Source organism: Shewanella carassii, from assembly GCF_002777975.1.
In the GTDB taxonomy this organism is placed as follows: domain Bacteria; phylum Pseudomonadota; class Gammaproteobacteria; order Enterobacterales; family Shewanellaceae; genus Shewanella; species Shewanella carassii.
Genome location: NZ_NGVS01000023.1, coordinates 31622 through 44726 on the forward strand (window position 1 = coordinate 31622; position 13105 = coordinate 44726).

Genomic DNA, 13105 nt, shown 5'->3' on the forward strand with positions numbered 1-13105 from the left:
CTTACTCCAACAACAGTTTTTCCAGGATACGCTGATAACACTGGGCCAACAGCTCGAGATCTGCGACTTTCACGCACTCATTAACCTTGTGAATGGTGGCATTCACCGGGCCCAGCTCTATTACCTGAGCACCGGTAGGGGCAATAAAGCGCCCATCTGAAGTGCCACCCGAGGTTTGCGGGTCGGTATCTGAGCCTGTTACCTCTTTAATCGCTTGGCGGGTCGCTTCAAGCAGTGGGCCATCGCCGGTCAAAAATGGCAGGCCGTTGAAGATCCAGCCAAGCTCGTAATTCAGTCCATGGGCATCGAGGATATTCTCGACCCGCTTAATCAGCTCTTCGGCGGTGACTTCGGTGGAGTAACGGAAGTTGAACATCACCTTGAGCTCACCCGGGATCACGTTGGACGCCCCTGTGCCGCCGTTGATATTGGCTATCTGAAAACTGGTCGGCGGGAAAAACGCATTGCCTTTGTCCCACTGCATGGCGGCAAGTTCGGCCAACGCCGGCGCAGCCTTGTGCACTGGGTTATCCGCCAGGTGAGGGTAGGCCACATGTCCTTGAATACCCTTGACGACGAGATTGCCGGTGAGGCTGCCGCGGCGGCCATTTTTGACCACATCGCCCAGTTTGAGGGTACTGGATGGCTCACCGACCAAGGCCCAGGTGATCTTTTCATTGCGCGCTTCCAGGGTGTCTATCACCCGGGTGGTGCCATTGATAAAGGGGCCCTCTTCATCGCTGGTGATCAGAAAAGCGATAGAGCCTTGATGGTGCGGATGAGCGGTCACAAAACGCTCGGTGGCCACCACCATGGCCGCCAGCGAGCCTTTCATATCTGCGGCGCCGCGGCCGTGAAGATAGTCATCGATAACCACTGGCTCGAAGGGCGGAGTATGCCAATTGGCCAAGTCCCCCGGCGGTACCACATCGGTATGGCCGGCAAAACAAAATACCGGTCCTTCAGTACCACGGCGAGACCAGAGATTGGTGGTATCTTCAAATACCATGGACTCGTTGGCAAAGCCCAGTTTGGCGAGTCGCTCGGCCATCAATGCCTGACAGCCTTCATCCAGAGGGGTAACAGATGCCCGGGAGATTAACTCCTTGGCAAGTTCAAGCACCTGCAAACTCATAGGCCGAACCACGCTTGGTAGTCGGTTTCTTTAAAACCGGTCATCACATCTTGGCCCCGGGTCAATACAGGGCGTTTGATAAGGGTTGGATTGGCCAGCATCAGGGATATCGCCTTGGCACTATCGATATCCTGCTTATCGGCGTCATCCAGCGCACGGAAACTGGTGGAGCGTTTGTTCAGCACCGCCTCCCAGCCGATGCGCTCGACCCAGCCCTTGAGTGTGTCTTGTGAAAGTTCCTGCTCACGAAAATCCACAAATGTCACTTGCAGGCCCTTGGCCTCCAACCATTTTCGTGCTTTTTTTACCGTGTCGCAGTTTTTAATCCCATAGAGTCTATCTGTCATGACGAGTCCGTTTCTCTGTATTGCTTATAGTTCGTGATTGTCAGCGAGTATAACAAAGGCAAAACTGATTAAAAGGGCTATCTTTTCGAGGGTTGAGCGCTGTTAGTCTACCTAAAAAATAGGTCGAGTTTTGGCACAAAAACTGATGGGGAAGCGGTTAATTTTGTGAAACACGGATATTGAGGGCGCTGGAAAAAGCTTATTAAGAAGCAGTGGCGACCTATATCTTGTTACTCTCTGGCGTGCTGGCATAAGACCATCGGCGCGTATTGCGCGGTATTGAAACTAGGTAGCTTGATTTCGGAGGCATAGAAGTGAAATTGATGAGCCATTTGCTGTTTGAACGGCTAACATCTCTTGGGAGAAGCTCGGATATTTTTAGATGATTTCATTCCTATCTCAAACAGACACAAGCATTGACGCCGGCACGAGTCATGTTTTAATGCTGTTTTCGGGCGCAGGAACGCGATAAAAGGATTCTACTTATGGTTGAAAAAATCACCGCCATGCTGGCGTTGATAGGCGTCTTGTCTCTGGCGTGTCAGTGGATTGGCTGGCGGATGCGTCTACCGGCGATATTGCCGCTGTTGCTGTGTGGTTTGTTGTTGGGTCCCGGGCTGGGTTTACTGGATCCCGACGCGATTTTCGGCGACTTGCTGTTTCCCATCATCTCCTTAGGGGTTGCTGTCATTCTGTTTGAAGGGGCGTTGACGCTCAACTTCAAGGAGATCAAGGACCATGGCCGGATGGTAACGCATTTGGTGTCTGTTGGCGCGCTGATCACCTGGGGCTGCATCGCCTCGGCGGCGCATTTCCTGTTGAGTTTTGATTGGCCGCTGGCGCTGTTGTTTGGTGCCTTGGTAGTGGTTACCGGGCCGACAGTGATAGTGCCCATGCTCAGAACCGTTAAGCCTAAGTCTCAACTGGCGAGCATTCTGCGCTGGGAGGGGATAGTGATAGATCCCATAGGCGCCATGCTGGCGGTGTTGGTGTTTGAGTACATCACTGTTAGCGCCGGGCAGACGGCGCATGTACTGCTGGCACTCGGCTCTATGCTGGGTATTGGCTTGGGGCTTGGCGCGCTGGCCGGTTACCTTGTCGGGCGAGTGCTGAGAAGTAATCTCTTACCACACTATCTGACCAACACGGCGGTACTGACCATAATGCTTGGGGTCTTTGTAGGCTCAAACCTGTTGCAGGAAGAGTCCGGCCTGTTGACTGTGACCGTAATGGGGATTTGGCTCGCCAATATGCGCGGCGTGGATATTGCCGATATTCTCGAGTTTAAAGAGACGCTGACGGTACTGCTTATCTCGGCGCTGTTTATTTTGTTGGCGGCCAGGCTGGATTCGTCGGCCATGCTGGATCTTGGTCTGGGCGGCCTTGGGGTGCTGGCGGTGGTGCTTTTGGTGGCCAGGCCGCTGAGCATTTGGCTCTCGGGTATAGGTACTTCGCTCAGCAGCGCTGAAAAGTGGTTTTTGAGTTGGGTAGCACCGCGGGGGATAGTGGCGGCGGCCGTGTCATCACTTTTTGCCATCAAGCTGGAAAAGATGGAAGTGCCCGGCGCCGAGACCATAGTGCCGCTGGTGTTTTTGATCATCATAGGTACAGTCGTAATCCAGTCGCTTACCGCCAGACGCTGGGCCAATATTCTTGGGGTGCAGGCAGGCTCTGCTCGCGGCCTGCTGATCTTTGGCGCTTCCAAGTTCTCCCGAGAGCTGGCCAAGGTGCTCAAGAGCAAGGATATCAAGGTGATCCTCGCCGACAGTAACTGGGATAACATTCGTTTGGCGCGGATGGATAATATTCCGGTTTACTTTGGTAACCCGGCCTCCGAGCATGCCGACACCTATCTAGACTTGACCGGTATCGGCAAGGTGCTGATCCTCTCTCCCTATCGCCAGCTTAATCCCGTGGTCTACTTCCATTTCCAGGATATTCTCGGTCAGAATAAGGTCTATGGCCTCAGTAGTACGGAAAGCAGCAGTGCCAGTGCCCGTCATCAGTTATCTGAATCCTATTTGAAGCGTATGTGCCTGTTTGGAGAGACGGTCTCCTACGCCAAACTGGCCAGCTTGATCTCCAAGGGCGGAGTACTGAAGAGCACTAACCTGACGGAGAGCTTTGGCTACAAAGACTTTTGCCGCCGCTATGGTGAAACTGTGGTGCCCTTGATGTACTTGAAAAGCGGTAAAGTTACTATGTTGACCGGCAACACAACCGATTTGCCAAGCGGGATTGAGCTTATCAGCCTGATCCCCAAAGAGGCACTGGCGGAGGCATCGGCGCTCAAGGAAGCGGAGGAAACTCTTAGGCAGATGAGGGCTGAAGCCGAGCAAAAGGCCAAGGAGCAAGAGGCAATGGCTCAAGAAGCAGTGGCTCAAGAAACAATGGATCAGCAAGCTGAGTCCGAAGCGCAAGACAGATTGAACGCTGATGAAAAGGCTGAGGCCCGCGGCGGACAAAGCGATGGTAAAGACGTAGAGAAAGACGGCGGAAAAGCTACTGCCTGAGTAAATGGTGTGCTTTCAGGCTGAAATTCGCGGCAGAAAATACCGGGTCAATCAAACGGCCCGGTATTTTTATTTCTCAAGGTGTGGTTTTCGAGATGGCCCGCTACAGCGGGGATTGGCACTGTCACTGACATGCCTGCTATAGTCCGGGTACAGCAGGCATTAACGATCAGCCATCAAAGAATCGTCATAAAAGATTAGTCATCAAAAGAGGTGAACCATGTCCGAATTCGCTGTTTCCTCCGAAGCCGAAGCGTTTTCTTTACAGGAGAGAGAAGCCCTGTATAAGGCGATATTTGCCCGCCGCGATGTACGCAGTCAATTTTTGTCAAAGCCGGTGCCAGAAGAGAGCCTGCAAAGGATCCTCAATGCGGCGCACCATGCGCCCAGCGTCGGCTTTATGCAGCCTTGGGACTTTATTGTGGTGCGTAGCGAAGCCAAACGCCGTGCCATTAAACAAGGATTTGATGCCGCCAATGCCCGCTCGGCCGAACAGTTCAGCGGTGAGCGCCGTCGTCAATATCAAAGGTTGAAACTCGAAGGTATCCTGGAGGCGCCTTTGGGGATCTGTGTGACCTGCGATCCCCGCCGCAGCGGGCCTGTGGTACTTGGCCGCACCATCAAGCCGGAAATGGACAACTATAGCGCGGTTTGTGCGGTGCAAAATCTGTGGCTTGCCGCCAGGGCCGAAGGTTTGGGCGTTGGCTGGGTCAGTATTCTCGATGATAAGGTGTTGCGAGAGACTCTGGGGATCCCAGAGGAGATAAGAATTATCGCTTATTTGTGTCTGGGGCGGGTGAGTGCTTTCAACGATACCCCTGAGCTTGAGCGCAAAGGCTGGCTGCCGAGGCGACCACTTGCGTTAGCGGTCCATGAAGATGGCTGGCAAGCGGTGCAACAGCAACAAACCGATGAAATGCTGGCGGAGTTTATTCATCAAAGGATGCAACAGACCGACAAGTAAAATGCCGTAAGTGCTTAGCCCCAAGAGATCCGTTAGCGTGTTGGATACTCGCTCTTAAGGAAAAGGCCTCCGAAGGAGGCCTTGATTTGGACGGACACTAACTGAGCTGATGCTTAATCGCGATAGGCATCGCCGTAGAAGCTTGCCAGCAATAAAGCTTTCAGTTCACTGATCAGGGGATACCTGGGGTTGGCGCCTGTACACTGATCATCAAAAGCATCTTCAGCCAGTTCATCGAGCTTATCCAAGAAGTCGGCTTCTGTGACACCGGCTTCCTGAATCGACCCCGGGATCCCCAAAGCCAGCTTCAACTGCTCGATTTTGGCTATCAAACGCTCGACTTTTTCAGCGTCACTCAGCGAAGCGTCTGTCAGTTTGAGGTGATCGGCAATGGCGGCATAACGGCAGAGCGCCTTGGGCCTGTCATACTGACTGAAGGCGGCTTGCTTGGTCGGCAGGTCGGTGGCGTTGAAACGGATGACATTGCTTATGAGTAGTGCATTGGCCAAACCGTGGGGCAGATGGAATTCGGCGCCCAGTTTGTGGGCCATAGAGTGACATATGCCCAGGAAAGCGTTGGCAAAGGCGATACCGGCAATAGTGGCGCCGTTGTGCACTTTTTCCCGGGCAATCGGCGCCGCGGCGCCTTCTTCATAGGCTTTGGGCAGGTGCTCAACCAGAAGACTCAAGGCTTGCAATGCCTGGCCGTCACTGTACTCATTGGCCATCACGCTGACATAGGCTTCCAAGGCATGGGTAATGGCATCTATCCCGCCAAAGGCGGTTAAGGACTTGGGCATGTTCATCACCAGGTTGGGATCCACAATCGCCATGTTGGGGGTCAGTTCATAATCTGCGATGGGATACTTGGCACCTGTCTGCTCATCAGTCACCACGGCAAATGGTGTGACTTCAGAGCCTGTGCCCGACGTGGTGGGGATAGCGACCATCTTGGCCTTGCGCCCAAGTTTGGGGAACTTGTAAATACGTTTACGAATATCCATGAAACGCAGCGCCAGATCGGCAAAGTCCACCTGAGGATGTTCATACATCACCCAGATGATCTTGGCAGCGTCCATAGGGGAGCCGCCGCCAAGGGCGATGATCACATCCGGTTGGAAACTCTCGGCCACCTTGGTGCCGGCGCGAACCACAGCCAGGGTAGGATCGGCCTCCACTTCATAAAACACTTCGGTATCCAGCCCCAAGCCTTTGAGGATTTTGATGGTTTCATCGCAGTAGCCGTTATTGAACAGAAACTTGTCTGTCACTATCAAGGCGCGGCGTTTGTCGGCCAACTCTTCCAGTGCTATGGGAAGACTGCCGCGGCGGAAATAGATGGAGGATGGAAGCTTGTGCCACAGCATATTCTCGGCCCTCTTGGCGACGGTTTTCTTGTTGATAAGATGACTCGGGCCCACATTCTCCGAAATCGAGTTCCCCCCCCAGGAGCCACAGCCCAAGGTGAGGGAGGGCGCCAGTTTGAAGTTATAGAGATCGCCAATCCCGCCTTGAGATGCCGGGGTATTGATCAGAATTCGAGCGGTTTTCATCCGCTCACCGAAACGCTTGACCCGCTGCACCTGGGTATCTTGATCGGTATAGAGTCCAGAGGTATGACCGATACCACCGAGTTTCACCAAGGCATCGGCCTTATCCAGCGCCTCATCAAAGTCTTTGGCGCGGTACATACCAAGCAGCGGTGAAAGTTTTTCATGGGCAAAGGCTTCGGCTTCGGTGATTTCATCCACCTCACCGATCAGTACCTTGGTCCAGCTCGGCACGCTGAAGCCAGCCATTTCGGCAATGCGCGCCGCACTCTGGCCAACAATGGCGGCATTGAGAGCGCCATCTTTGAGGATAACCTGTTTCACCGCAAGGCATTCTTCGTCATTGAGCAGGTAACCGCCATGATGAGCAAAACGCTCCCGCACGGCTTGATAGACGCTGTCGAGCACCACCACCGCTTGTTCAGAGGCGCATACCACACCGTTATCAAAGGTTTTTGACATCAATATGGAAGCCACCGCCCGTTTGATATCCGCGGTTTCATCGATAACCACAGGAGTGTTACCTGCGCCGACACCGATAGCCGGTTTCCCGGAAGAGTAGGCGGCTTTCACCATACCCGGGCCGCCGGTGGCCAGTATGAGATTTATCTTTTCGTGGGTCATCAGATGATTGGAGAGTGCGACACTGGGTTCATCTATCCAGCCTATGATGTCCTCGGGGGCCCCAGCCTTGATGGCGGCATCCAGTACTATTCGGGCGGCCGCGACTGTGGATGCCTTGGCTCTGGGATGCGGGGAGAAGACGATGGCATTACGGGTTTTCAGGCTGATAAGCGCCTTGAAGATAGCGGTGGAGGTTGGGTTGGTTGTCGGTACTATGCCGCAGATAATCCCCACGGGTTCGGCAATGGTGATGGTGCCGAAGGTGTCGTCTTCTTCCAGAATGCCGCAGGTCTTTTCATCCTTGTATTTGTTGTAGATATACTCAGAAGCAAAGTGGTTTTTAATCACTTTGTCCTCCAGCACTCCCATGGAGGTTTCGGCGGCGGCCTGTTTCGCCAGCACTATTCTGGCATCGGCGGCTGCCAGCGCGGCGGCGCGAAATATCTTATCGACTTGCTGCTGACTGAAACCTGCGAATTTCGCCTGAGCCTGGCTGACTCTTTCCAGTAGCAGATCCAGTTCCTGAGTATTGGTGACTTTCATAATCAGTTTCCCGTAAAAAAATTTAACAAAGGCTCATCTTGGTTAAATTCTCTTACATGAAATAAAATTACAACCAAATAGGGCCGTCAACTGTGATCTTGGCCACGAACAGCGGGATTTTCTGTAATCAAAGTACGCTTGAACTGCATGATATGGCGTTTTGGGGCGTGGCTAGAGTGAATTATGGCGGCGAATTGGCTTTATTGGTATTACGAAAATTTATTCGAAGATGTGACCAGTAATAGAAAATCTCATTTCTGGGGTTTGTTAACTTAGAGTAGAGTATGCACCGTCTCAAGCTACTGTTTCCCAGTGAATTCCCAACACTGGAAGGATACTAAATTGGATTTGACCCTATACGTTAAATTTTTCCTCGGATTGGTGGCTATCATCAACCCGGTGGGCCTGTTACCGGTATTTGTCAGCCTAACCAGTCACCAGACTGAGGTTGAACGCAATCATACTGCCAAGGTGTCCAACTTTGCTGTAGTGATTATTCTGTTAGTCACCACAGTGGCGGGACAGTACATATTGAATATGTTCAGTATTTCGCTGTCGGCGTTCAGAATTGCCGGTGGTACGCTAATTGCGATTATTGCCATGTCCATGTTGCAGGGAAAGCTTGGCGAGGTGAAACGCAACCAGGAAGAAGACAGGGAAGCCTCGGCGATGGAATCTGTTGCCGTTGTTCCTTTGGCCTTGCCTTTGATGGCTGGTCCAGGTGCCATCAGTTCAGTTATTGTGTTTGCTGCCGAGCATAAAGGCTTGGCCAATTTACTAGGAATGTCGATAACCGTTGTCATTTTTGGGCTTGTGAGTTTCGCCTTGTTCAGAATGGCATCGGTGATCAATAAGCTCCTGGGTAAGACAGGGATCAACGTGATCACTCGTTTGATGGGGCTGTTAATGCTCTCTATTGGTATTGAAGTGATTGCCGATGGTTTTAAAGGTTTATTTCCGAGCTTAATCGGATAGGCTCTTGAACTTCATCCAGCCTTGAAAGTAAGCCCTGCCTTGAAAGCGGGGCTTTTTGTTAAGGTCACTTTTGGTCTTGATGGTTTGAACTCAGCTTCTCTATAGTTCAATGGTTATTGGTCAGAAAGGTTTGCGGTATTGTGAATGGGTTAGCCGTGTCTTAAGACGACGCACTGTTTCTGGTTTAAATTCACAATGACAGGATCAAAAAAAGGCCCAACGATAAGTTGGGCCTCATTGGGGCTACTCCATTACGAATCACGCGCTATTAAGCGGCTTGCTCTTCGCGATTTTCCGGCTCCAGGCTCTGGGCCTTGAGTTCGGCGGGGTCAAAGTCATCCACGTTGATGGACTTCATTCGGCCGATTTCAGCGCGCTCCAGCAGGGCCACTTCAGCATCGCTCAGAACACCCAGCGCCTTGCCTTCTGCGGCCACTTTATCCAGCCACATGAAGGGTAGACGTTTGCCGGCAGCCTTACAGACTTTGTCATACAAGGGCTCTACCGCCAGTATGTCTTTGAAGGTCTGTTCCTGAATACCTACGGCATTGTTGTCGCAGGCTTCCCAGAATTGTCCCTTACCCAGACGGTCACGGCTGGCACAAGGGGTCTGCATTATCTTGGCTACCTTGTGGTCCAACACATCACTTGGGCGCTTCAGTGGTCGACCGAAGGGGAACAACACCAGGCGCAGCACGCCGCCTAGGCCAGCAGGGAAGTTATCCAGCAGCTCATCCAGAGAAGACTGCAGCTTGTAGAGCGCGTCTTCAACCGCCCACTGTACCAGTGGCAGATCTTCACTCTGACGGCCTTCATCCTGATAACGCTTGAGGGTTGCCGATGCCAGATACAGCTGGCTGAGCAAGTCACCCAGGCGGGCAGAGATCCGCTCCTTACGTTTGAGGTTACCCCCTAAGGTCGCCATCGCCAGATCCGACAGCAAGGCCAGGTTGGCACTGAAGCGGTTCATATGCTGATAGTAACGCTTGGTCTTGTCGGCAAAAGGCGCATTGGAGAAGCGACTGCCGGTGAGGCCCATCCACAGACTGCGGATAAAATTACTTGTGGTAAAGCCGATATGGCCAAACAGCGCCGCATCAAAGTTATTCAAGCCGCGGTTTACGTCGCTATCAAAGGCCGACTCCATCTCTGCCAGCACATATGGATGGCAGCGAATGGCACCTTGACCATAGATGATCATGGAGCGGGTCAGAATGTTGGCCCCTTCAACCGTGATGGCGATAGGTGCCGCTTGATATCCGCGTCCCAGATAGTTGTTGGGGCCAAGACATACCCCTTTACCACCGTGAATATCCATGGCGTCGATAACGCATTTCTGCATTCTGTCGGTCAGGTGATATTTGACTATCGCCGAGATGACGGAAGGCTTTTCACCCAGATCAATACCTGTGGTGGTCAAGGAGGTTACAGCGTCCATCAGGTAGGCGTTACCGCCGATACGCGCCATTGGCTCTTCAATGCCTTCCAGCTTACCGATAGGCAGCTTGAACTGACGACGAATGCGGGCATAGGCACCGGTTGCCAAAGCCGCGGTTTTAACGCCACCGGCTGAGTTGGAGGGCAGGGTGATGCCGCGGCCAACCGACAGGCATTCCACCAGCATGCGCCAGCCTTGTCCCGCCATTTTCGGGCCACCTATGATAAAGCTCAGAGGGACAAACACCTCCTTGCCTCGGGTAGGACCATTTTGGAACATACAGTTGAGCGGGAAGTGGCGACGGCCGGTTTCCACACCTTCAACATCGGTCGGGATCAAGGCGCAGGTAATGCCCAGCTCTTCCTTATCGCCAAGCAGATGCTCGGGATCTTTAAGCTTGAATGCCAACCCCAAAACTGTGGCAACAGGTGCCAGGGTGATATAGCGCTTGTTCCAGGTTAGTTTCATCCCCAGTACTTCTTCACCTTGCCATTGGCCTTTGCAGACCACACCGAAATCCGGAATGGCACCGGCATCTGAACCGGCCTCAGGACTGGTCAGGGCAAAGCAGGGAACTTCCAAACCTTTGGCCAGGCGGGGCAGGTAGTGATCCTGCTGCTCCGGGGTACCATAGTGCTGCAGCAGTTCGCCCGGGCCCAGTGAGTTGGGCACACCTACGGTCGAGGCCAGTTCACTGCTGACACCGGCCAGCTTTTGCAGTACCCGGGATTGGGCGTAGGCAGAGAATTCCAGACCACCGTACTTCTTCTTGATGATCATCGCAAAGAAGCCTTTGTCTTTGAGGAACTGCCATACTTCGGCAGGCAAGTCCGCCAATTGATGGGAAACCATATGCTGGTTAACCATGCGGCAGACTTCCTCCACAGGTCCTTCCAGGAAGGCATGTTCTTCGGCGCTCAGACGGGCAACCGGATAGTTGTGCAGCTTCTTCCAGTTGGGATTACCGGCGAAGAGATCGGCTTCCCACCAGGTAGTACCGGCTTCAATCGCCTCTTTTTCGGTGGAAGACATCTCCGGCATGATGCCGCGATAGAGTTTAAGTAATGGCCGGGTTATCACACTCTGCCTGAAGGCACTCAGGTTCAGCGGCAGGGCAATAACCAGGAAAATTATCCAGCTAATCAGTCCAGTTACATCCAGCAGGCTGCCTGCTGCCATGACCACTGCGGCGGCTATGGTTGCGGTCAGCAGGGATACTCTGAGGTACGCTGCTGCTCCTAAAACCAAGAGCAATGCCAGGATCCATAGTAGGGTAGTCACTGTTTGTTCTCCTTAATAAAACGACCACTTTATTCAGTGTAGAACGCCTCACTTGAGAGCGATCAAGATCACAATTATAGTGTGTGGTCAGACCTGTGTCGCAATAAAATTAAACCTAAGCGAAATCGAATACAAGCATTTTTCAAACAATTGTTTAAATTTTTTATTGCAAGCAATAATTCCCCTGCCGACACGGCTTGGCTACAATGCCGCAGATAATGAAATAACAGATTCAGTGACAGGAAAAACAAGATGTGTGAGCTGCTGGCGATGAGTGCCAATGTGCCAACGGATATTGTCTTCAGCTTTACCGGGCTGGCGGAGCGAGGCGGGGTGACCGGCCCCCATGTGGATGGTTGGGGGATCACCTTTTATGAAGGCAAGGGCAGCCGCACCTTCAAAGATGCCAGCCCCAGCAGCCAGTCCCATGTGGCAAGCCTTATCAAGTCATACCCGATCAAGAGTGAAGTGGTGGTCAGCCATATTCGGCAGGCCAACCGCGGTGAAGTCTCGTTGGAAAATACCCACCCCTTTACCCGCGAGCTTTGGGGCCGCTACTGGACCTATGCCCACAACGGCCAGTTGTCTGACTATGAACAGAAGTTTCAAAGCGGCCGCTTTCAGGCCGTGGGTGACACAGACAGTGAGCAGGCCTTTTGCTGGATAATGAGCCGCCTGGTCGAGCGTTTCGGCGAATCCGAGCCGGACGATATTTTGCCCGTGTTTGAATATGTGGCCCAGCTTGCCGAGGAGATCCGCACTCTAGGGGTGTTTAATATGATCCTCAGCGATGGCCGTTATCTGATGAGTTATTGCAGCAATAACCTCTGTTATATCACCCGCCGGGCGCCCTTTGGCCGGGCGCAGCTGATAGACACGGATGTGGTGATTGATTTCGACACCCAGACCACCCCCAAGGATGTGGTCACTGTCATAGCCACCCGGCCGCTGACCGGCAATGAAAACTGGCAGCTATTGGCGCCGGGGGACTGGAAATTATTCCGTCTTGGCGAGCTGGTTATTGACTTCCGAGCCCAGGCTCAGCTTGGCTAACTTGATATCGAGCTGCTTGCTGCCTGACTCAAAGTGGGTCAGGCGCACCGGCAGCCAGCCGAGATCCGGTGCCACCCAAACAAAGGTCTGCCGCTTGGTGCTGTCGCGGACCACTTCCAGTTTCACCGTGTTATAAACGCCACTGTCCAGTGTCATCCGCTCCTTGCCGACTATCTTGAAACGATAGTCATCTATCTCGTTGTCCTTGACCAGCTCATAGGCCAGTGGCTCCTTGCCGGCGGCGAGATCCAGCCGAAACTGCAGTTGTACCATCAGGGCATCGTAGAGGGCGCCTGAGTAGTCCAGCTTGCTCTTTTCATCCTTGTAGCGACTGAAAATTTTGCCCTGCTCCTTGGCAAAGGCTATCTGCTCATTGAAGTTGGGGCCAGTGCCGGTTCGCTGATGGCTGAAGCGCAGCGGCGTCAACTGACCATCCTGATAGGTAAATTCACTGCGGATATGGCGTTTATCGCTCAGCACCAACAGGCTGAGATCGCTGTCCAACTTGTATTGATAGAAGTCGCCCTCTGGCGGCAACAGCATAAAACGGGCGCCACCGAGATTGATTTCGCCATAATTGACCTGATATTCGGCGGTATGGGGTGCCAGGGGGCTGGTCTGCGCCCATAGCGACAAGGGCAGTAACAGCATCAAGAGTAGAAGTGAACGGATCAAAGGCAGT

Annotated in this window: 9 protein-coding genes; 4 read left to right on the forward strand and 5 right to left on the reverse strand. The window is 53.0% G+C overall.

Annotated elements, in window-relative coordinates; translation table 11 throughout:
- Position 1 precedes the first annotated feature (1 nt).
- Together dapE and CBE72_RS11100 are read right to left on the reverse strand one after the other, a co-directional pair.
- On the reverse strand, positions 2–1135 hold the full coding sequence (gene dapE, locus CBE72_RS11095; RefSeq protein ID WP_100143574.1) for a succinyl-diaminopimelate desuccinylase: 1134 nt from the start codon (positions 1133–1135) through the stop codon (positions 2–4).
- Positions 1132–1482, reverse strand: a complete 351-nt coding sequence (locus CBE72_RS11100) for an ArsC family reductase (protein WP_100143575.1) — start codon at positions 1480–1482, stop codon at positions 1132–1134. The genes dapE and CBE72_RS11100 overlap by 4 nt, the downstream gene beginning before the upstream one ends.
- Before the next feature lie 485 nt (positions 1483–1967).
- Between CBE72_RS11100 and CBE72_RS11105 the strand changes: the two genes are divergently transcribed.
- Together CBE72_RS11105 and bluB are read left to right on the forward strand one after the other, a co-directional pair.
- Positions 1968–3995, forward strand: coding sequence for a cation:proton antiporter domain-containing protein (locus tag CBE72_RS11105; protein ID WP_100143576.1), 2028 nt, complete (start codon positions 1968–1970; stop codon positions 3993–3995).
- 220 nt (positions 3996–4215) lie between these two features.
- Positions 4216–4959, forward strand: coding sequence for a 5,6-dimethylbenzimidazole synthase (gene bluB, locus CBE72_RS11110; RefSeq protein WP_100143577.1), 744 nt, complete (start codon positions 4216–4218; stop codon positions 4957–4959).
- A 113-nt stretch (positions 4960–5072) separates the two neighbouring features.
- Here the strand turns inward: bluB and adhE are convergent, their stop codons facing one another.
- On the reverse strand, positions 5073–7676 hold the full coding sequence (gene adhE, locus CBE72_RS11115; protein ID WP_100143578.1) for a bifunctional acetaldehyde-CoA/alcohol dehydrogenase: 2604 nt from the start codon (positions 7674–7676) through the stop codon (positions 5073–5075).
- Between the two features lie 342 nt (positions 7677–8018).
- On the opposite strand from adhE, the gene CBE72_RS11120 reads away from it, so the two are divergent.
- Positions 8019–8651: a YchE family NAAT transporter gene (locus CBE72_RS11120; RefSeq protein ID WP_100143579.1), complete on the forward strand. Its 633-nt coding sequence runs from the start codon at positions 8019–8021 to the stop codon at positions 8649–8651.
- A gap of 268 nt (positions 8652–8919) precedes the next feature.
- Here the strand turns inward: CBE72_RS11120 and fadE are convergent, their stop codons facing one another.
- The gene (gene fadE / locus CBE72_RS11125; RefSeq protein WP_100143580.1) at positions 8920–11370 is read right to left on the reverse strand and encodes an acyl-CoA dehydrogenase FadE; all 2451 of its coding nucleotides are present in this window, start codon (positions 11368–11370) and stop codon (positions 8920–8922) included.
- Positions 11371–11622: 252 nt separating this feature from the next.
- Here fadE and CBE72_RS11130 point away from each other — a divergent pair, with 252 nt between their 5' ends.
- The gene (locus CBE72_RS11130) at positions 11623–12423 is read left to right on the forward strand and encodes a class II glutamine amidotransferase (RefSeq protein ID WP_025009668.1); all 801 of its coding nucleotides are present in this window, start codon (positions 11623–11625) and stop codon (positions 12421–12423) included.
- Here the strand turns inward: CBE72_RS11130 and CBE72_RS11135 are convergent.
- Positions 12367–13095 carry a DUF3108 domain-containing protein gene (locus CBE72_RS11135; RefSeq protein ID WP_373289222.1) on the reverse strand — a complete coding sequence of 243 codons (729 nt, stop codon included), beginning with the start codon at positions 13093–13095 and terminating at the stop codon, positions 12367–12369. The two genes, CBE72_RS11130 and CBE72_RS11135, sit on opposite strands and share 57 nt — an antisense overlap.
- Positions 13096–13105 lie beyond the last annotated feature (10 nt).